26 protein-coding genes and 1 riboswitch are annotated in these 18360 nt (G+C 30.8%); of the genes, 5 read left to right on the top strand and 21 right to left on the bottom strand.

Annotation, left to right across the window (positions count from 1 at the left end):
* Positions 1-29: 29 nt before the first annotated feature.
* Together efp and LQ622_RS05135 are read right to left on the bottom strand one after the other, a co-directional pair.
* A complete protein-coding gene (gene efp, locus LQ622_RS05140) occupies positions 30-587 on the bottom strand; it encodes an elongation factor P (RefSeq protein ID WP_025904945.1) in 558 nt (185 codons plus the stop codon).
* A 25-nt stretch (positions 588-612) separates the two neighbouring features.
* Complete coding sequence (locus LQ622_RS05135) at positions 613-1668, bottom strand: M24 family metallopeptidase (RefSeq protein WP_159315620.1); 1056 nt, start codon at positions 1666-1668, stop codon at positions 613-615.
* A gap of 99 nt (positions 1669-1767) precedes the next feature.
* Here LQ622_RS05135 and LQ622_RS05130 point away from each other — a divergent pair, with 99 nt between their 5' ends.
* Both LQ622_RS05130 and LQ622_RS05125 read left to right on the top strand, forming a co-directional pair.
* A complete protein-coding gene (locus LQ622_RS05130) occupies positions 1768-2358 on the top strand; it encodes a hypothetical protein (protein ID WP_204255288.1) in 591 nt (196 codons plus the stop codon).
* 55 nt (positions 2359-2413) lie between these two features.
* Complete coding sequence (locus LQ622_RS05125; protein WP_025904948.1) at positions 2414-2626, top strand: SA1362 family protein; 213 nt, start codon at positions 2414-2416, stop codon at positions 2624-2626.
* Between the two features lie 27 nt (positions 2627-2653).
* On the opposite strand, the gene LQ622_RS05120 is transcribed toward LQ622_RS05125, so the two are convergent.
* On the bottom strand, positions 2654-3484 hold the full coding sequence (locus LQ622_RS05120; protein ID WP_204255289.1) for a lipoyl protein ligase domain-containing protein: 831 nt from the start codon (positions 3482-3484) through the stop codon (positions 2654-2656).
* 120 nt (positions 3485-3604) lie between these two features.
* On the opposite strand from LQ622_RS05120, the gene LQ622_RS05115 reads away from it, so the two are divergent.
* Positions 3605-3985 carry a rhodanese-like domain-containing protein gene (locus tag LQ622_RS05115; protein ID WP_025904950.1) on the top strand — a complete coding sequence of 127 codons (381 nt, stop codon included), beginning with the start codon at positions 3605-3607 and terminating at the stop codon, positions 3983-3985.
* A 239-nt stretch (positions 3986-4224) separates the two neighbouring features.
* Here the strand turns inward: LQ622_RS05115 and gcvPB are convergent, their stop codons facing one another.
* From gcvPB to comGA, 10 genes are all read right to left on the bottom strand, one after another.
* Positions 4225-5700 (bottom strand): aminomethyl-transferring glycine dehydrogenase subunit GcvPB, encoded by a 1476-nt coding sequence (gcvPB, locus tag LQ622_RS05110; RefSeq protein ID WP_037588250.1) that lies wholly within the window; start codon positions 5698-5700, stop codon positions 4225-4227.
* Positions 5693-7036 (bottom strand): aminomethyl-transferring glycine dehydrogenase subunit GcvPA, encoded by a 1344-nt coding sequence (gene gcvPA / locus LQ622_RS05105; protein ID WP_191835608.1) that lies wholly within the window; start codon positions 7034-7036, stop codon positions 5693-5695. The genes gcvPB and gcvPA overlap by 8 nt, the downstream gene beginning before the upstream one ends.
* An 11-nt stretch (positions 7037-7047) precedes the next feature.
* Positions 7048-8136 (bottom strand): glycine cleavage system aminomethyltransferase GcvT, encoded by a 1089-nt coding sequence (gene gcvT / locus LQ622_RS05100; RefSeq protein WP_196307540.1) that lies wholly within the window; start codon positions 8134-8136, stop codon positions 7048-7050.
* Positions 8137-8216: 80 nt separating this feature from the next.
* Positions 8217-8312: riboswitch (glycine riboswitch) on the bottom strand.
* A gap of 16 nt (positions 8313-8328) precedes the next feature.
* Positions 8329-8817 carry a shikimate kinase gene (locus LQ622_RS05095; protein ID WP_037588260.1) on the bottom strand — a complete coding sequence of 163 codons (489 nt, stop codon included), beginning with the start codon at positions 8815-8817 and terminating at the stop codon, positions 8329-8331.
* 234 nt (positions 8818-9051) lie between these two features.
* On the bottom strand, positions 9052-9447 hold the full coding sequence (locus LQ622_RS05090; protein ID WP_239774735.1) for a competence type IV pilus minor pilin ComGF: 396 nt from the start codon (positions 9445-9447) through the stop codon (positions 9052-9054).
* Positions 9448-9460: 13 nt separating this feature from the next.
* Positions 9461-9742 carry a competence type IV pilus minor pilin ComGE gene (gene comGE / locus LQ622_RS05085; protein ID WP_037588271.1) on the bottom strand — a complete coding sequence of 94 codons (282 nt, stop codon included), beginning with the start codon at positions 9740-9742 and terminating at the stop codon, positions 9461-9463.
* Positions 9726-10175 carry a competence type IV pilus minor pilin ComGD gene (gene comGD / locus LQ622_RS05080; protein ID WP_204258647.1) on the bottom strand — a complete coding sequence of 150 codons (450 nt, stop codon included), beginning with the start codon at positions 10173-10175 and terminating at the stop codon, positions 9726-9728. Before comGD ends, comGE begins: the two co-directional genes overlap by 17 nt.
* Positions 10153-10470, bottom strand: coding sequence for a competence type IV pilus major pilin ComGC (comGC, locus tag LQ622_RS05075; protein ID WP_037588275.1), 318 nt, complete (start codon positions 10468-10470; stop codon positions 10153-10155). Before comGC ends, comGD begins: the two co-directional genes overlap by 23 nt.
* A gap of 15 nt (positions 10471-10485) precedes the next feature.
* Positions 10486-11526 carry a competence type IV pilus assembly protein ComGB gene (gene comGB, locus LQ622_RS05070; RefSeq protein ID WP_239761987.1) on the bottom strand — a complete coding sequence of 347 codons (1041 nt, stop codon included), beginning with the start codon at positions 11524-11526 and terminating at the stop codon, positions 10486-10488.
* Positions 11516-12418 (bottom strand): competence type IV pilus ATPase ComGA, encoded by a 903-nt coding sequence (gene comGA, locus LQ622_RS05065; protein ID WP_239761992.1) that lies wholly within the window; start codon positions 12416-12418, stop codon positions 11516-11518. The genes comGB and comGA overlap by 11 nt, the downstream gene beginning before the upstream one ends.
* A 153-nt stretch (positions 12419-12571) precedes the next feature.
* Here comGA and LQ622_RS05060 point away from each other — a divergent pair, with 153 nt between their 5' ends.
* Positions 12572-12820: a DUF2626 family protein gene (locus LQ622_RS05060; protein ID WP_025904960.1), complete on the top strand. Its 249-nt coding sequence runs from the start codon at positions 12572-12574 to the stop codon at positions 12818-12820.
* A 35-nt stretch (positions 12821-12855) separates the two neighbouring features.
* Here the strand turns inward: LQ622_RS05060 and LQ622_RS05055 are convergent, their stop codons facing one another.
* Positions 12856-13488: an MBL fold metallo-hydrolase gene (locus LQ622_RS05055; protein ID WP_239774734.1), complete on the bottom strand. Its 633-nt coding sequence runs from the start codon at positions 13486-13488 to the stop codon at positions 12856-12858.
* A 97-nt stretch (positions 13489-13585) separates the two neighbouring features.
* Between LQ622_RS05055 and LQ622_RS05050 the strand changes: the two genes are divergently transcribed.
* Entirely contained in the window at positions 13586-13825 is a 240-nt protein-coding gene (locus LQ622_RS05050; protein WP_016911885.1) for a DUF2759 domain-containing protein, read from the top strand.
* Between the two features lie 29 nt (positions 13826-13854).
* Here LQ622_RS05050 and LQ622_RS05045 read toward each other — a convergent pair whose 3' ends face one another.
* The 7 genes from LQ622_RS05045 to phoU all read right to left on the bottom strand — a co-directional run bounded on the left by LQ622_RS05045 (position 13855) and on the right by phoU (position 18359).
* The gene (locus LQ622_RS05045) at positions 13855-14169 is read right to left on the bottom strand and encodes an MTH1187 family thiamine-binding protein (protein ID WP_048539720.1); all 315 of its coding nucleotides are present in this window, start codon (positions 14167-14169) and stop codon (positions 13855-13857) included.
* Positions 14169-15140, bottom strand: a complete 972-nt coding sequence (locus LQ622_RS05040) for an ROK family glucokinase (RefSeq protein ID WP_239761993.1) — start codon at positions 15138-15140, stop codon at positions 14169-14171. The genes LQ622_RS05045 and LQ622_RS05040 overlap by 1 nt, the downstream gene beginning before the upstream one ends.
* On the bottom strand, positions 15137-15328 hold the full coding sequence (locus LQ622_RS05035) for a YqgQ family protein (protein ID WP_078099923.1): 192 nt from the start codon (positions 15326-15328) through the stop codon (positions 15137-15139). The genes LQ622_RS05040 and LQ622_RS05035 overlap by 4 nt, the downstream gene beginning before the upstream one ends.
* Positions 15329-15332: 4 nt before the next feature.
* Positions 15333-16781 carry a rhomboid family protein gene (locus tag LQ622_RS05030; RefSeq protein ID WP_239774733.1) on the bottom strand — a complete coding sequence of 483 codons (1449 nt, stop codon included), beginning with the start codon at positions 16779-16781 and terminating at the stop codon, positions 15333-15335.
* Positions 16782-17336, bottom strand: a complete 555-nt coding sequence (locus LQ622_RS05025) for a 5-formyltetrahydrofolate cyclo-ligase (RefSeq protein ID WP_239761995.1) — start codon at positions 17334-17336, stop codon at positions 16782-16784.
* A 149-nt stretch (positions 17337-17485) separates the two neighbouring features.
* On the bottom strand, positions 17486-17635 hold the full coding sequence (gene rpmG / locus LQ622_RS05020) for a 50S ribosomal protein L33 (protein WP_016911879.1): 150 nt from the start codon (positions 17633-17635) through the stop codon (positions 17486-17488).
* Positions 17636-17711: 76 nt separating this feature from the next.
* Entirely contained in the window at positions 17712-18359 is a 648-nt protein-coding gene (gene phoU, locus LQ622_RS05015; RefSeq protein WP_239761996.1) for a phosphate signaling complex protein PhoU, read from the bottom strand.
* Position 18360 lies beyond the last annotated feature (1 nt).

Raw genomic sequence — 18360 nt, 5'->3', positions numbered from 1 at the left:
CTGTCCCGGCCTCATTTTAATGTTTAATATTAACCTCTTGATACGTAGCTTCCGTCAGTAGTATTAATGACAAGTAAATCACCTTCATTAACAAATAACGGTACGTTTAAACTATAACCTGTTTCAACTGTAGCTTGTTTAGTTGCACCAGTTGCTGTATCACCTTTAATACCAGGTTCAGTTTCTGTTACTTGAAGTGTAACTGTATTTGGTAATTCAATACCAATTGTTTCACCTTCGTAAGATTGGATTTGAACTTCCATGTTTTCTTTAATAAATTTAAGTTCATATTCTAGTTTATCACCAGGTAACTCTAGTTGATCGTAAGTTTCGTTATCCATGAACACATGGCTATCACCATTAGCATATAGATATTGCATACGACGATTATCGATTTGAGCTTTTTCAACTTTTTCACCGGCTCTAAAAGTTTTCTCTTGGATTGCACCAGTTCTTAAGTTTCTTAATTTAGAACGAACGAATGCCGCACCTTTACCTGGTTTTACATGTTGGAAGTCCATAACTTTCCAAATGCCATTATCAACTTTAATTGTTAAACCTGTTTTAAAATCATTAACTGAAATCATTCATTTTCCTCCTATTTATACCTTCTTATAAAATAATAAGGTCTTTTGAAGATTTAGTAAAGCGCTGTAAGCCATTTTTTGTAACTAATACGTCATCTTCTATTCTAACGCCACCTAAACCATCTACATAAATACCTGGTTCTAATGTGATACACATATTTTCTTCAAGTACGATATCTGATTTTTGAGATAGTGCTGGACCTTCATGTACTTCTAACCCAATGCCGTGTCCTAATGAATGACCAAATTGTTCACCGTAGCCATAACTTTTAATAACATCTCTTGCAATTGTATCTGCTTCTTTACCTGTCATACCCGGTTTAATTTGTTCTAAAGCTGCTAATTGTGCTTCTAAAACAATATTATAGATTTTCTTCATTTCTTCTTTAGGTTCACCAATAGCAAATGTTCTCGTAACATCACTAACGTATCCTTCATATAGTGCACCGAAGTCTAATGTAATCATGTCTCCTTCTTCGATAACTTTATTACTTGCTACACCATGCGGTAATGCACCACGGTGGCCAGAAGCAACAATCGTATCAAATGAAGAACATGTTGCACCTTTACTTCTCATGAACATTTCCATTTCATTATTGACTTCATTTTCAGTCATGCCTGGTTTAACCCATTTTAAAATGTGTTCATATGTTTCATCTACAATGTCAGCTGCTTTTTGAATTTGTTTAATTTCAAATTCGTCTTTAATCATTCTGATTGTTTCAATAACACCTTCAATAGAAGAAAGTTCAACTGCATCTGTATTTAATGCTTGATATTCATTATAAGTAATTAAATGTGTTTCAACGCCAACTTTTTTATATTGACCTTCTTTTATCAGTTCATTAATCTTACCTAGCATTGGTCCTTCTTGATTAATAACTTCAAAATCTTGAGCTTGATCATTCGCTTGTTGAATGTATCTAAAGTCCGTAATTAAAAGGGATTTATCTTGTGTAATTAGTAGACTACCACTTGTCCCTGTAAATCCAGAAAGATATCTTCTGTTATACGGTGATAGAATTACAACTGCTTCAAGACCTTTTTCATTCATGACTTCTCTTAATTTATTAATTTTCATAATTATCCCCTTTCTATTTGTACAATAAATCTATATACATTAAAATAATATCATACATATCGAAATTTTTTCACAGTAAAACATTGGGAGTAAATAAACATGAGAAAAACAATTATAACAATCATGGCAAGTACAGTTGTCTTATCTGCGTGTGGAAATGATAAAGTTCAACAACTTGAAGAAAAGAAGTCTTTATTAAAAAGTGATAATCGAAAATTAAAACAAGAAGTATTAGACTTAGAAGATAAAAACAAAACATATAAACAAAAAGAAAATAGTGTTAAAAGCAAAATTAAAAAAAATGAACAAGAGTCGTCTAGCCAGTTTACAACTCAATATTTAAAGTCATCTACAAAATTTGTAAATGAAACTAAAACGAATATAGCGAGTTATAACAAAATCAAGAAAAATGTAACTTCAAAATTCGATGACGAACATACTAAAAATGAATTAGAAAATATTTATCATAATCAAGAAAATATTACAGATAGATATAAAGATGAAATGGAAGGTAAATCTATTCCTAAAGATTATAAATCTCTTCATAAAAGCATGTTAAAGCTATCAACAAGTTTTGAAAAAGTGTTTAAAGATTTAAATGATGCATACAATAAAAAGGATAAAAAAGATGTTCAAAAAGCAATTGATGAACTTCATGGACTAGACAAAGAGATAGGTCAAATTGAGTGAGATTATACATAAAATGTGCTATATTAAATAGACTAATAATTTAAGGTGAGATTTTATGAAAAATGTTTTATTCTATTTAATTATTGCTATAGCAGTTTTTGGATTAATTATGAATCTTGATTTCTTTATCATGGGCTTCATTCGTATGATTGTCTCATTTATCATATTCGGATTAATCATCTATCTAATTTACTATTTCTTCTTTTTAACGCCAGATCAACGAAAATATAAAAAAGCCATGCGCAAACAAAAGCGTAGAAATAGATAAAAAAGAGACTTCAATAGTCTCTTTTTTTTACTTTCTATAAGTCCATTCTTCTGATTTATATTTTTCTTCTAATTGTTTAATTTCAGCAAGCTGCTCTTCGGTAAATTCAAGTGGTTTATATTCAATATCTAAACCTTTCTTGAATCCTTCAAAAAATGCTGTTTCCATTTCTTCTAAAGTGATGTATTTATCTGATAAATCATTGATAGCAACTGCTTTATCTGTAAATGCAGCTTTCATTTTATCTTTTAGTCGATCGTTTCTATATATAAACATATCGAACAATTCATCAACATCTATATCTTGTAAAATTGAACCGTGTTGCAAGATAACGCCTTTTTGACGTGTTTGGGCACTGCCTGCTATTTTTCTATCTTCTACAACAAGTTCATACCAACTTGGCGCATCAAAACAAACTGAACTTCGTGGTGTCTTAAGTTTATCTCTTTCTTCTTTTGTCTTTGGAATTGAAAAGTATGCATCAAACCCTAACGACTTGAATCCTTCTAACAATCCTTCTGAAATGACTCTATAAGCCTCAGTTACCGTTTTAGGCATATTGGGATGCGATTCTGGAACGATGACGCTATAAGTTAACTCTTTATCGTGTAAGACACCTCTACCTCCTGTAGCACGTCTTACAAGTCCAAAACCTTTTTCTTTTACTTTTTCAATATCAATTTCTTTAGTTAGTTTTTGAAAATATCCAATTGATAACGTAGCTGGATCCCATGTGTAAAATCTAATAACCGGATCGATTTCTCCTCTACTCACAAAATTCATAAGTGCTTCATCAACTGCCATATTATAATATGGATTATTCGATTTCGTGTTTATAAAGTGCCAAGTTTCTTTCACAATTAAAACTCCTATTCAATTAATTCTTATGTACTTTTCTATTTTAGCAAAAAAATTTTGATAAATCTCACAAGAAATCTTATAATAAGGGTATCGACTTGAATTGGGAGGAATCAGACCATGAATTATTGGTATATCGCGCTCATAGTCCTAGTCTTGATTATCATTTATATGGCAATTAACTATTCATTAAATAAGCGCGCAGTAAAAGAATTAGATCAAAATGAATTCCATAAGGGATTAAGAAAGGCACAAGTTATAGACTTGCGTGAAAAGGCTGATTTTGACTATGGTCATATTATCGGGGCAAGAAATATACCGATGAGTGTATTTCGTACAAGATATCAAGGTTTACGTAAAGACCAACCTATATATTTTTGCGACGCAAATGGCGTAGCAAGTTATAGAGCTGCTAGAATGATGAAGAAAAAAGGTTACACTGAATTATTCATGCTTAAAGGCGGCTATAAAAAATGGACTGGTAAAGTTAAATCTAAATAATATTAAAGCGTCTTGGTCGTTAAATGCGACCAAGACGCTTTTTAATTTATAAAAGACTAATCTAGTGAGTTAATATGATATTTAACTCACATGTTTCCCAATCTAATGTTGCTTTTAACTCACATCTTGTCTAACCATCTAAAATTTTCAAATAAAAAAACATCTCATTACCCTATTTGAATATAAGGAATGAGATGTTATTTACTTTAATTTAGAAATTACGGTAAAGACGCTTTTTATTATGCTTTTTCTTCTTTTAGTAATTCAAATTTAAGTACTGGTTTTCTTGCTGCTTGTGTTTCATCTAATCGACCAATGACAGTAGTATGTGGTGCTTCTAATACAACTTCTGGTGTTTCTTCTGCTTCTTTTGCAATTTGAATAAGCGTATCACAGAATGCATCTAAAGTTTCTTTAGATTCTGTTTCTGTTGGCTCAATCATCATACATTCTTCCACATTGATTGGGAAGTAAATTGTTGGTGGATGGAAGTTAAAGTCTAAGAGACGTTTAGCAATATCCAATGTTCTTACACCAAGTTTTTTCTGTCTTGAACCACTGATTACGAATTCGTGTTTACAGTGTTGTGTATATGGTGTATCAAAGTGATCTTGTAGTCTTCTCAACATGTAATTAGCGTTTAATACAGCTGTTTCTGAAACTGCTTTTAATCCATCTGGTCCCATCGTTCTAATATAAGTATAAGCTCTTAAATAGATACCGAAGTTACCGAAGAATGGTTTAACTCTTCCGATAGATTGTGGCATATCATGTTCGAATTTAAATGTATCATTTTCTTTAACTACTGTTGGTTTAGGTAAAAATGGTACTAAATCTGCTTTAACACCAACTGGTCCTGAACCAGGTCCACCGCCTCCATGAGGTCCTGTGAATGTTTTGTGTAAGTTTAAGTGAACAGCGTCAAATCCCATATCACCAGGTCTAACTTTACTCATAATTGCATTTAAGTTAGCACCATCGTAATACAGTTTACCACCTGCTTGGTGTACGATTTCTCTGATTTCTAAAATATCTTCTTCGAATAAACCTAATGTGTTAGGGTTTGTTAACATGATAGCAGCTGTGTCATCTCCAACTACACGTTTTAAGTCTTCGATATCAACTAATCCTTTTTCATTAGATTTTACAGTTACTGTATCGAAACCTGCTACTTTTGCAGAAGCTGGATTCGTACCGTGAGCTGAGTCTGGAACAATAACTTTCGTTCTATTGAAATCGCCATTTGCTTCGTGGAAAGCTTTAATCATTAATAATGCTGTCCATTCACCGTGCGCACCTGCTGCAGGTTGAAGTGTTACTTCATCCATACCCGTAATTTCTTTTAAATGTTCTTGTAAATCATAAATGATTTCTAGTGAACCTTGTACAGTTGAAACATCTTGTAATGGATGTGCGTTTGCAAAGCCTGACATTCTAGCGACTTTTTCATTAATTTTAGGATTGTATTTCATCGTACATGAACCTAAAGGATAGAATCCAGTATCTACACCATGGTTTTTATTAGATAATTCAGTGTAGTGACGCATTAAATCTAATTCACTAACTTCTGGTAATTCTGCTTTTTGTTTTCTTGTAAATTTATCTCCTAAAAGATCTTGAACATCTTGTGTTTCAACATCTTTTTCAGGTAAAGAATATGCAAATCTATCTTTTCTAGATCTTTCAAATATTAATTCGCTTGATGGTTTACGCACTGTATTCACCTACTTTTTTGATAAATGTGTCGATTTCTTCTTTTGTTCTTAATTCTGTTACTGCAATTAACATATGATTGTTGAATGCTTCGTCGATGAAACCTAAGTCAAATCCACCAATAATACCTTCTTCAAGTAATTCAGCGTTGATTTCACTTATCGGTTTGTTAAATTTAACAACAAATTCGTTGAATGAAATACCTTCTAACACATCAAATCCAGCTTCTTGCATTTTTTGCTTCATATAAGTTGTCTTTTCCATGTTAAGTTTAGCCATTTCAAACACACCATTTTTACCTAATGCACTCATACAAACTGATGCTGCTAATGCATTTAGAGCTTGGTTAGAACAAATATTTGATGTCGCTTTATCTCTTCTAATATGTTGTTCACGTGCTTGTAGCGTAAGAACAAAGCCTCTATTGCCATCTTCATCTTGAGTTTGACCAACTAAACGTCCTGGTAGTTTTCTCATAAGTTTCTTGGTAGATGCAAAATAACCACAGTGAGGTCCACCATATTGTGCTGGAATACCGAATACTTGTGCATCACCAACAACAATATCAGCACCGAATTCACCAGGAGGTGTAATTAATCCAAGTGATAAAGGATTGCTTGATACGATAAATAAAGCTTTTTTATCTTCAATTAATTGTTTAATTGCCTCTAAGTCTTCTAAAGAACCAAAGAAGTTAGGATATTGAACACATACTGCTGCTGTATCGTCATCGATAACTGCTTTTAACTTTTCTAAGTCCGTAACAGTTCCGTCTAAATCAACTTCAACTACTTCAATGTCTTGAGCTTTTGTATAAGTTTTAAGTACTTCTATAGATTGATAATGTACAGATTTAGATACAATTACTTTTGATTTCTTAGTATGACCTGCTGCAAGAACAGCAGCCTCAGCAAAAGCAGTTCCACCATCATACATAGATGAATTGGCTACATCCATACCAGTTAATTCGCAAATTAAAGTTTGAAATTCAAAAATAGCTTGTAATTCACCTTGTGAAATTTCTGGTTGATAAGGTGTGTAAGCAGTATAAAATTCTGAACGAGATATAACATGATCGACAACAGTTGGAATATAGTGATCATAAACACCTGCACCTAAAAATGAAGCATGTGTTTCACTTGTAATATTTTTGTTAGCAATTTGAGATAGTTCACGTAATAAAGGCGTTTCAGCTTTCTTTTCTTTAATATTTAACGGTTTATTAAACCTTACAGATTCAGGTATATCCGTAAATAATTCATCTACAGATTGAATACCAATGACATCTAACATTTCAGATTTATCTTTTTCAGTTAAAGGTATATAGCGGTGACCCATTTTATTCACTCCTATGATTTAAAAGATGATTTTTTAACAATTTTAGCTTTTACTTGTCTTTTTCTAACTTGTATTAAAATTTCTTTATCTAATTCAAATGCACCCTTCTCAATTAATCCCATAGCAATTGATTTGCCAGTTGATGGAGACTGAGTTCCAGAAGTTACATAACCGATTTCATTACCATCAGTATCTAGAATTGCATAATCTGTTCTCGGTATGCCTTTATCAATCATTTCTATACCGATTGATTTTCTTGGCGCACCATTTTCTTTTTGAGCTTTCAATACATCTTTGCCAATAAAGTCATCTTCAATTAATGGTTTAACTGCAAAGCCAATGCCAGCTTCATATGGTGTGATTTGTTCAGATAAATCTTGACCATGTAATGGTAAAGCAGCTTCAAGTCTTAAAGTATCACGTGCACCAAGACCACATGGAACAACATTTTCGTTTATAAATCCATCCCAAATTGCTTTAGTGTCTGCAGCATCACAATAAACTTCGAATCCATCTTCACCTGTGTAACCAGATTGAGATAATATAACTTCTTTCCCGAATAGTGTTACATTTTGTTTAAACTCAAACATCTTCATTTCTGATACATCATCACTTACTAATTTTTGAATTAGTTCGCGTGCTTCTGGACCTTGGATTGCTAATTGGCCATATTCAGAAGATTTATTTTCAACATTTACATTAAAATCTTTAATTGATTTTAACCATTCGAAGTCTTTATCTGTATTACCTGCATTGACAACTAAGAAATAAACTTTGTCGTCTAATTTATAAACAACTAAATCATCAATTACACCGCCATCTTGGTTACATAGCGTTGTATATTGAGCTTTACTATCCGTTAATAATGTTGAATCATTCGTTAAAGTGTATTGAATAAACTGATCCGCTTCTTCACCTGTAACGAGAATTTCACCCATGTGACTTACATCAAATATACCAACATGATTTCTTACTGCATTGTGTTCCTCTTTAATACTTGAAAATTGGACTGGTAAAGCCCATCCAGAAAAATCAATTACTTTAGCACCTTGATCTATATAAGTTTGATACAAAGGTGTTTGTTTTAAATCTGTCGTCATCATAACTCTCCCCTTCTGAATATGTATAATAAAAAAACAGGGTAGCTTTCGCTACCCTGTTGAAGTGCTCTTCAGGAATGCGTCACAAAGTTATCCTTTTGCCTGAGAGATTCACTCAAATCTGGCTTGCTCCTTCGGCGATGAATATATCATTCATTCTCTCTAACTTTGATCATTCGCAAATATTTAAGCTTATAGAGATTCAATAATCTCACTTGCAACTACTTCTCTAGGTCTGTTAGCATCAATATGCTTGAATGCGATTTCATTATAACTTAATTCTCGTTTTGAATACAAGGTTTTTAATTCATTTAATGACTTTCCGTTAGCATTCGGTCTGTTATTATCATGATTAATTCTATTAAATAGAATTTCGACATCACATTTTAACCAAAAAGTATTGTCATTTTGCTTTAATAATTCTTTGCATAACTCTGATTCTACAATACCGCCACCAGTTGAAATAATCACATCTTGGTCAATCCATTTTTTTAAAGCTTGATACTCTAAATCTCTAAAATGTTTTTCACCATATTTTTCAAAAATTTGTGGGATTGGTAATTGAGTTGTTTCAACGATATAAGTATCTATATCTACTAAACTTTTATCATAATGTTCGCTCAACAAATTTCCGATAGTTGTTTTGCCAACACCCATAAATCCAATTAATACGATTGACATTAAATCTACTCCTCAGTTGTTTCATTTCAACTTAAACTTTATTCTATCTCATTATTCAGAAAATAAAAAGCTTAAAATTATTTATTTATCATTATTTTTATTTCACGTATATAGTATTGTTCTAAATTGTGATAAGTATTAAGCTTAAAGCTATATTGTACTAAGTAAAATGACAAAAAGGAACTATAAATAAATAATATCCCAAGTAATAACGGTAAAATAAAACCAGCATCGTTAGATATAAATTTCTTCATGTAATTCTTTATCGCCTTTTCTTATAATAATAAATACTTTAAATGATTCGTTAGATATTTTATCTACTTGAAAAGTCTTCACATTATTAACCAAAGTGATGTTACCTCGGCCATTTATAGTTTTTATTATCTTTCCATTTAATAATGTGAATTCTGTAGAACGTGTTTCATTTATGAATTTAATCCTGTTATGAGCATTGTCTAATTTTATAGTACTTTCTTTTATTTCATCGGAGAATTCTTTTCTGAACATCATCAATTCAAAATGCGTATGATCCATTGCATTATCTTTAAACAAATAAAGACTCTTAATGAGCAATGGAATTAATGCCAATATAATTAATAAAAATGATAACGACAGTAGCATTTCTATCATCGTAAAGCCTTTACTATTTTTCAATACATATTTTTTCATTTTTCAATTCATCTTTCATACAAACTTTTGTATTAAACTCTAAATATTTATATCTCTTTACATCATATTTTGGTTCGTTAGATTTTGATTGTACTGTTTGATAAAGCATTTGATAAAGCTTTATTCTATCGTGTTCACGAGTGATATTTTCATTTAATGTTGTAACTAAAGGCAGTAATGTCCCACTCAATAGCATTATGATAAAAATAGACAACATAAAATCTATAAACACATACCCATCATGTCGTTTCAACAATTCTATATCTCCCTTTCTCGATGCGAAAAATAACATGATACCTTCTTTCATTAAATTCCACTTTTAAAGTACCAAATTGATTAATATTCCCCTCTCCATCAAAAACTAATGTCGTAAACTCATTATTTTTAGAAATACGACCTTTATAGAGCGATATGGTTTGAATCTGATTCTTCTCAATTTGATAAAATATTTTATCTGAATTGGGTTTAAACCAAACTAATATAGGTTGCTTTTGAGATAGAGATTTCGTTTCTAAAAACTCTAGCTTCGTTTCAAAATCATCTATGCCATTATTTAATCCACTACTTGCCAATGCGTTTACAGATAAATACATTGTCACCATAAAGATAATACTGATGATCGATAGAACAATAATCATTTCCACCAGCGTAAAACCTTTATTATCATTAATGTGCAACAACTTCACCATTTTCAAGTGTAATTGTCTCACCTGATTTACATGTCAGTTGCTTTTGATTAATATAACCATCACTTACTAAATCATTTATAGAATTTGGTTTAGCGTCGTGCTTCAATGTATAAGCTTCTACTTGACCAGCAACCATTTTAACTTGAGCTTGGCATCCAGTACTTTTTACCGTCTCTGATTGCTTGCTAATGTTTGGTATGATGATCACCAATAATATACTTATGATTAAAAGGACAATTAGCATTTCAACCAATGTAAATCCTTCTTTTTTACTTAAAAATTTAAATCTTTTCATTTTAAAACATTCCTTTCACTTTATACCTTCTACCATTTGCAGCATCGGTAGAATGATTATTAAATATAGCGTTACGATTAATAAAGCTAGAACACCAAATACTACTGGTTGTATCCATTTGAGATGTTTTAAGAAAGTCTTCTCTAATGTGTCCAGCATAAAAAGACTGTAATAATAAAGTTCTAAATCTAATTTAGATTTATTTTCTCCGTGATTGATATAGTGTATGAAATTAGATTCAAAGCACCCTAACTTTTTAATTGAATTTGGAAATGTCATACCAGAAACCAAAGATTGATTGATGGAATGTCCAATATATTTCAAAAAGTCATCTTTAGTTTGCAACATATATATTTCAATTATTTTAGTAAGGGTAATACCATTTTGAATAAAAAAAGAAAAATCTCTAGATATACGATATGAGTTATACATCGTAATGTAACGATTGATGATTGGAATTTTCTTATATATAGCTAATTTACGAGCCATTTCTTTATCCATAAAATTCATATAACTGATAAGATAAACGAGGAATAAAATGAGGACTAAAGAAAAAATAGTAGTTGGTAAATATGAAAATATTGTCGTGATAATACGTAACGAAGTGGAAATTTCTACGTTCATTGAAGCATAAATTTCTGTGAATTGAGGAATAATGGTTTGATTTACAACAGCGAGTAACATAAAAAAGATGCTGAATAATAAAGCGGGATATTGAATTGTTTTTATAAATCTTTGTTTAACTTGTTCAATCTTTTTTAAATATAGAATAGTGTGTTCTAACGTTTCATTCAAATTACCATATTGTTCACCAAAGTATATTTGGGTAATAATGACTTGCGGATAATTAAACAGTTTAAGTATTTCATGTAATTGACCAGTCTCTTTAACAATTTCACAAGCAGTCGTATTTAAATTATGCTTTTTAAGTTGCATGAATTGATCAGACAGTAATTGAATAGCTTCTAGTAAAGTGAAGCCTTGTTTCAACATATCTAACAGTCGTGTTAAATATAATACTTGGTCTTTTTTTAATACATTTTTCTTACGTTTCATAATCATTCTCCATATATTTAATAATGTCATCTTTAAAAATATATGACATATTTAAAGTTCTTGTTTCATCATTTTTCTTCACAAGACGTTGGTTCGTAATACATGAAATACCTTGTTTAATTTGTTCGACTGTTACACCTAGCTCAATTAGTCGGTGGATTGCCCCGATTGTATCACTCGCATGCATAGTGGAAAGCACTAAATGACCACTTAAACTTGCCTGAATAACTTGCTTAGCAGTAACATCATCTCTTATCTCACCAATCATAATAACGTCAGGATCACATCTTAAAATTGCTTTAAAAGATTGTTGATAAGTTATGTTAGCTTTTTCATTGACTGAAACTTGGACAATGCCATTTAATGTTTGTTCTACAGGATCTTCAATTGTAATAATATGTTTATTCTTCTTTCTCTTTAATGCGTACATCAATTCATACATTAATGTCGTCTTACCTGATCCTGTTGGCCCCGTAAATAGAAATAACCCCTCTGATTGATACATTCTATTTTGTAGAACGTTATAAAATTGATCTTCTGATTTCCTATGTGATTGATTAAAATGTTGAGGGGTTATTCTAATGGAACTAGATTCTATTCCTAAACTGATTGGTATTGTAGAAATTCTTAAGTAGTAATGAATGTCATGTTCATATAAATATTGCCCGCTTTGTGCTTTATTACGTTCACTTACATCAAGATGCGCGATAAATTTCATATAAATGAGTAGCCTACTATACAATTTAAAGTCTAAATCTAAATCATAAGGTGTATTATCGCCATTTATCCTCATTTGAACAAAGACTTTATCATCATTTAAAGGTACAAAATGAATATCACTCGCATTAGAATTTACAGCGTCGTTAATAATTGACTTAAATAATTTCTCCATAATCTCCTCCTAATATATATAAACGCTTCCAATTACCTAAATTACTTGTTTAATGCTTATGAATTTGCGTTAAAATGCTATTTACTTTTGAATAGAGTAACTTTATAATTAAATATGAATAAGAAAGTAAACACAGAGGGGGTTCTTAAGAAGATGGATAAAGTTTATAAAACTCTAGGCTTCTGGACTGCTATTTTTGCTACGATGTTTTATGTCGGTGGTATGGACATGATGGCATATTTCTTCTTAGCACAAACTGGATTTTTCGTATTGTTGGGATACTTAAAATTAACAGAAAGAATGTATATGTATATATTCGCAATTTATTTAGTATTATGTTTTGTTGGATTTACATATTATTCTACATTCTTATTAGAGCCAAGTTTTGGAGCACATCATTAAAAGAAGCATTACACGTTTGTGTAATGCTTCTTTTTTTAATTAAATCCATTTAAATACGGATTTGTCATTTCTTCATCTGCAATTGTTGTCTCCGGTCCGTGACCTGGGAAAATAGTTGTATTTGGATCTAGTTCTAACAACTTATCTTCAATTGAATTCAATAATGTTTTTGTATCACCTTTATATAAATCCGTTCTGCCAATTCCACCTTTAAATAAAGTATCACCTACTATCGCAAAGTCGCCAAACACAAATGATAAACTACCCGGTGTATGTCCTGGTGTATGGATCGCTTCAAATTTAAATTCACCAATCTCATATTCTCCAGGTTCCATTATTTGTGGAACAGTATGTTGAACCACTTGTGGTAATTGATACATTGCAAATTTTTTAGAACCATTTTTCTCTGTATCTGTTAGCCACGATTTTTCTTCAGGATGTACATATACTTTCACATCAAATTCATTTGCGACATCATCTACTGCACCTATATGATCAAAATGAGCGTGTGTTAATAATACAGCACTCACCTTTTTATGATATTGTTTAATTTGTTTATTTAAAAACTCGCCATTATCTCCTGGATCTATCACGAGTAATTCGTTTTCACCTTCTAGAATATAACAATTTGTTTCTACAATTCCTAATGAAAAACTATGTACTTGCATTTTATTTCCTCCTCTTTTAAAAAGTATCTCGACAAAACCACATATTAATTATACAATTAATATGATAATAAAAGAAATTTGTATTGGGGGTATTGGAATGCCATTTATCGACACAGGGGAACTATTTGAGTTATTCGGAGTAAAAATCCATATCGGTGTTAATATTTTCTCATTATTAATGCTAGCTGTTTTTATTCTAGCCATATTTGGTTTAATTTCAGCATTCAAAAACAAAAATATTTTGGGCATTCTTTTTGGTGCAATAACTGTAGTATCTTTTGGGTTCTTCTCATTAGCTACAATCTTTACATACGGTTATCCAATTTTACATCATTAAATAAAAGACGAGTTTACACTCGTCTTTTTTTATTTGTTCAAATGTTTATTAACAGAATCTAATTTATCGTTCATTTTTCTAGATTTATCTCTTCTATCGTCAATTCGAATATTTGTACATACTCTGTCTAATCCTTTATTGAATGGACTTTCATGAATTTCTTGTATAATCTCAAGTAAATCTTTTAAATCACCTTCAATAAGTGTATTCATTGGTGTTAATTGATAATCAATTGTACCTGCCTCTTTATGCTTTTCTAAGATCAATTGAATATCTGCAATATATTCACTTACACTAGGTCCTTCTGTTCCTACTGGTATTACGACTACGTCAACTATTGCCATTATTCATTCTCCTTTTCTATTACATATGTCTTAATTAGACCAGCTGCACCGATGATACCTGCGTCGTTACCTAGTTGTGCAACTACGATGTTTGTACCATCTTGTGCAGGTTTAAATGTCATTTTTTCATAATGCTTTTTAATATATTGGATAAGAATATCGCCGGCTTTACTAACGCCACCACCAATTATAATATATTTAGGGTTTGTCATGACGCTAACAACACTTGCAGCATAAGCTATGTAACCAGCAACTTTATCAATGATAAATAAACTAAATTCATCACCTGATTTTGCAGCATCAAATACGTCTTTAGCTGTAACATTTTTACCAGTTATTAAGTCATGAATACTTGATTTCATATTGATATTTGGATAATAATGATGTACTAAATTAATGACACCTGTAGCAGAAGCAACCGTTTCAAGACAGCCCTTCATACCACAATTACATTGAAATCTTTTCTTTTGATCCACTAAGAAATGACCTATTTCAGCGCCTGAACCATTATGACCATGAATTAATTCGCCATTTGAAACAATGCCGCCGCCTACACCTGTTCCTAGCGTCATACAAACAACATCACTTTCATTTTGGCCAGCGCCTTTAAATTTTTCTCCTAAAGTTGCCACATTCGCATCATTATCTACGTATATTGGGCCATCAAAATATTGTTGCATATGTTTTCTAACTTCAATGTTACCAGTCCAATTTAAATTCACTGCACCGTTGACGATACCATTTTCAAAATCAATTGGGCCAGGTACACCGATTCCCATACCGATAATGTTCTTGATATCGATATCTTTTCTATTCAGATGTACAACGAAAGAATCATATATATTCTCTAATATGCCTTCCCCTGTTTTATTCGTTGAAATTTCCCATTTCTCTTCGATATTTAGTGAACGATCAAAAATACCTAATTTACAAGTCGTACCACCAATATCAGCTGATAAAATATGTGTCATTTTTTCTCAATCCTTCTCTGATTTATAATAAGTCTTGCTTGTAAAAATGTTTCTTTATCAATAAGCATAGATTGATACATAGCTTTTATTTCTTGTTCCATCATTTCTAGTTGATCTTCTTCATCTTTAAAATAAATGATATAACCAAACTTTTTAAGTAATTGTTGTACGTCATATAAATTATTCATAAAATTAACTCCTAAACGCATCAATTTCATCTTTTAATGCTGCATAATGTTTATTCTTTTTATCAAGCTTTATGGCCTTATTAATAAACTTATTTGCTTTATCATAGTCATCTTTTGCTCTATAACCTAAAGCTAATTGGTAATTTAATTTAGCTGAATTAGGAAAAACTTTTAAGCCTCTTTCCCATTCTAGTATCGCTTCATTCAAAGATGTATTATTCGCTACGATTAAGCCACTTAAAATATATGTCTCATCCGACTCGAAGTTCTTTTCTTTAATTTGCTTTACCATAGTTTCTGCTCTATCAAAATCACCGTTATTCATAGCATCTTTCGTTAATTCATCATATATATAATGTTGTTGTCTGTTAAAGATGGTAACGATCAAAATGATGATGATCACTATAAAGGCAGCAATATAATAAAGTTTGAATTTATCATGTTCCATCCATTTGTACATGATAAACATTAAGATTACCCCGCCAACAAATCCACCTAAATGAGCGAAGTGGTTCACATTATTAATAAACAATGCTAATAACGAAATAATCACAATACCGATAAATGTTTGTAATACAAATTGTTTATTAATATTTTTACGTGTAAATAAGTACGCAATAAATGCACCAATTAATCCGAAAATGGCACCACTTGCACCAATTGAAATAGATTGTGTATCTATACTAAGCGATACAATACCTGCAAATAGACCTGATATGAAATAAATGGTGAACATTTTAAGGGAGCCTAATGCACCTTCAATCAGTTTACCGAATATAATAAGCGAAAATACATTCATCATTAAGTGTGTAAAATTCGCGTGTATAAACATGGACGTTAATAAACGGTACCATTCACCGTGAACAACATTGAAATGCACAAGTCCACCGTAATCGACTAAATTAATTTGGCCAAAATGATTAAAAATTAAAACTAAAGACAGCCAAACAATTACATTAGCAGCTACTAAAAAGTATGTGACAGGTGAAAACTTAAGCATAAAGCTATCAATAAAGCTCGCATTCAATAATTTGTTTTTATATGTCGTAACAGGATTTGTTCTATTACGTTTAATTTGATGTTTCGTTACAAAGTGATGAGATACTTTCTCGAAATCACTAAGCTCATATAAAGCATGATACCTAATTTTAGGTCGTTTAGTATGATTAAATTCAGTGAAATCTATCTCTTTATCAGTAATATAAAAAACATCTAATTGTTCAAAACTAAACCCTATACTATCAATTAAGTCACCTAAATGGTCAATGATTTTTTCTAAGTCAAAATCAACTTCTTGATGTGTAGGTGTCTTATGTATAAACCTTTTGACTATTTTTTTAGATTCATGGGTCAACCATATTTCTGCTTCTTCTTCATCAATCGATATTATTTTATAGCCTTCAGTGTAGACTAAATAATATATCGACTTCCACATTTGTTTTGTTTTATCCATCTATTCTTCTCCATATATATCATTTGGTGTCAACATTTCATCAACTGGTATATCATGTGATTCAGCATCAAAGTTTCTTATCTGAAAAGGATATAACAAACTTATTGTATGTCCATTATAACGAGATAAATATTTATCATAATACCCTCCACCATAGCCTATTCGATAACCAGCTTGATTAAATACAACACCAGGTACAATAATTAAATCAATATCATCACTAATTTCAGTTTCTTGATTAACATACTTAATGCCTTTTTGATCAATTGCAATGGAATTCAAATCAAGTATTCGCTGAAATTCCATTTGTTTCGTTTCGTAATTGGTTCTCGGTACGAATACTTTCTTACCTATATTTAAAAGATGTTCAATAATAGGTATCGTATTGACTTCATGATCCATACTCATAACGATAGCAATTGAATTGGCTTGCTTAAAATTGTTATGTTCAAATAATTGTTCTTTTAAATTTAAATCATATTGTTCTTTTTGAGATATGTCTTGATTTCTCATTAAATTCAATATTTCTTTTCTTAAATTTTTCTTGTTTGACATGAATTTAACACTTCCAAATATTGATTAAATTTTTATCAGTTACACATAGTATGATAACACAAGAATTATTGTGATAGGTAGTCGTACAACCTTTAAAGGTATTAAAAAAACACATTCCCGTATAATGGAATGTGTTTTTATTCGTTTTATTATTTTGTTTCTCTATGAAGAGTGTGTTTACCGTCACGAGCACAATATTTTTTCATTTCAATACGCTCTGGGTTGTTACGTTTATTCTTTTTAGAGATGTAGTTTCTTTCACCACAATCAGTACATGCTAAAGTTACATTTACGCGCATGATGAACCCTCCTATTCTTATTTCAATTAATATACGACCTTATTATAATACCATCTATGCTTATATAATTCCAGTACTATTTTTCAATAGGTTCATAGTGTTTACCAGTTATATAATAATAGCAACTTTCACTGATATTCGTGATATGGTCTCCAATTCTTTCTAAGTATCTTGCAGCAAGATGTGCTTGACCAGAAATAAATGGATCGTTATCGATTAAATATGTCGTGTTATTAATCTCACGATATAAATCATCAATATCATTGTCGCGATCAATAATTTCTTTTATCAACAAGATATCTTTATCATTTACTGCCACTTCTAAATCTTTTAACATTAACATTGCTAATTTACCCATTGTTTTTAATCTCGTTAGTATAAAGTAATCTGTTATTTTAACTCTTTTTCTGATCTGAGCAATATTAGTAGAATTGTCTGCCATTCTCTCTAATTCAGAAGCTATTTTTAAACCTGAGATCATAACACGAAGGTCTGTCGCTATAGGTTGTTGCTTTGTAATTAGCATAACTACTTTTTCATTAATGTCATATTCCATTTGGTTAATTTTTTTATCGTATTTGATTAAATTACGAGCATTGTTTCTATCTTCATCACTCAATACAGATATTGATTGTTCTATCATAAAGTATACTTCTTTACCCAACACAAATAAATCATTAATGAGTGAATTTAATTCATCTTCATATTTTTCTCTAATAACCATA

It is taken from the genome of Mammaliicoccus sp. N-M50 (assembly GCF_022386995.1).
GTDB lineage: Bacteria > Bacillota > Bacilli > Staphylococcales > Staphylococcaceae > Mammaliicoccus > Mammaliicoccus sciuri_A.
Note: the sequence above shows the minus strand (reverse complement) of the source record. Positions and strands in the feature narration are given on the sequence as shown.

Excerpts from the sequence above, each read along its gene's own strand:
- efp (WP_025904945.1), bottom strand. The coding sequence starts at position 587 with ATGATTTCAGTTAATGATTTTAAAACAGGTTTAACAATTAAAGTTGAT.
- LQ622_RS05135 (WP_159315620.1), bottom strand. The coding sequence starts at position 1,668 with ATGAAAATTAATAAATTAAGAGAAGTCATGAATGAAAAAGGTCTTGAA.
- LQ622_RS05130 (WP_204255288.1), top strand. The coding sequence starts at position 1,768 with ATGAGAAAAACAATTATAACAATCATGGCAAGTACAGTTGTCTTATCT.
- LQ622_RS05125 (WP_025904948.1), top strand. The coding sequence starts at position 2,414 with ATGAAAAATGTTTTATTCTATTTAATTATTGCTATAGCAGTTTTTGGA.
- LQ622_RS05115 (WP_025904950.1), top strand. The coding sequence starts at position 3,605 with ATGAATTATTGGTATATCGCGCTCATAGTCCTAGTCTTGATTATCATT.
- gcvPA (WP_191835608.1), bottom strand. The coding sequence starts at position 7,036 with ATGGGTCACCGCTATATACCTTTAACTGAAAAAGATAAATCTGAAATG.
- gcvT (WP_196307540.1), bottom strand. The coding sequence starts at position 8,136 with ATGACGACAGATTTAAAACAAACACCTTTGTATCAAACTTATATAGAT.
- LQ622_RS05095 (WP_037588260.1), bottom strand. The coding sequence starts at position 8,817 with ATGTCAATCGTATTAATTGGATTTATGGGTGTTGGCAAAACAACTATC.
- LQ622_RS05090 (WP_239774735.1), bottom strand. The coding sequence starts at position 9,447 with ATGATAGAAATGCTACTGTCGTTATCATTTTTATTAATTATATTGGCA.
- comGD (WP_204258647.1), bottom strand. The coding sequence starts at position 10,175 with ATGGTGAAGTTGTTGCACATTAATGATAATAAAGGTTTTACGCTGGTG.
- comGC (WP_037588275.1), bottom strand. The coding sequence starts at position 10,470 with ATGAAAAGATTTAAATTTTTAAGTAAAAAAGAAGGATTTACATTGGTT.
- comGB (WP_239761987.1), bottom strand. The coding sequence starts at position 11,526 with ATGAAACGTAAGAAAAATGTATTAAAAAAAGACCAAGTATTATATTTA.
- comGA (WP_239761992.1), bottom strand. The coding sequence starts at position 12,418 with ATGGAGAAATTATTTAAGTCAATTATTAACGACGCTGTAAATTCTAAT.
- LQ622_RS05060 (WP_025904960.1), top strand. The coding sequence starts at position 12,572 with ATGGATAAAGTTTATAAAACTCTAGGCTTCTGGACTGCTATTTTTGCT.
- LQ622_RS05055 (WP_239774734.1), bottom strand. The coding sequence starts at position 13,488 with ATGCAAGTACATAGTTTTTCATTAGGAATTGTAGAAACAAATTGTTAT.
- LQ622_RS05050 (WP_016911885.1), top strand. The coding sequence starts at position 13,586 with ATGCCATTTATCGACACAGGGGAACTATTTGAGTTATTCGGAGTAAAA.
- LQ622_RS05045 (WP_048539720.1), bottom strand. The coding sequence starts at position 14,169 with ATGGCAATAGTTGACGTAGTCGTAATACCAGTAGGAACAGAAGGACCT.
- LQ622_RS05040 (WP_239761993.1), bottom strand. The coding sequence starts at position 15,140 with ATGACACATATTTTATCAGCTGATATTGGTGGTACGACTTGTAAATTA.
- LQ622_RS05035 (WP_078099923.1), bottom strand. The coding sequence starts at position 15,328 with ATGAATAATTTATATGACGTACAACAATTACTTAAAAAGTTTGGTTAT.
- LQ622_RS05030 (WP_239774733.1), bottom strand. The coding sequence starts at position 16,781 with ATGGATAAAACAAAACAAATGTGGAAGTCGATATATTATTTAGTCTAC.
- LQ622_RS05025 (WP_239761995.1), bottom strand. The coding sequence starts at position 17,336 with ATGTCAAACAAGAAAAATTTAAGAAAAGAAATATTGAATTTAATGAGA.
- rpmG (WP_016911879.1), bottom strand. The coding sequence starts at position 17,635 with ATGCGCGTAAATGTAACTTTAGCATGTACTGATTGTGGTGAAAGAAAC.
- phoU (WP_239761996.1), bottom strand. The coding sequence starts at position 18,359 with ATGGTTATTAGAGAAAAATATGAAGATGAATTAAATTCACTCATTAAT.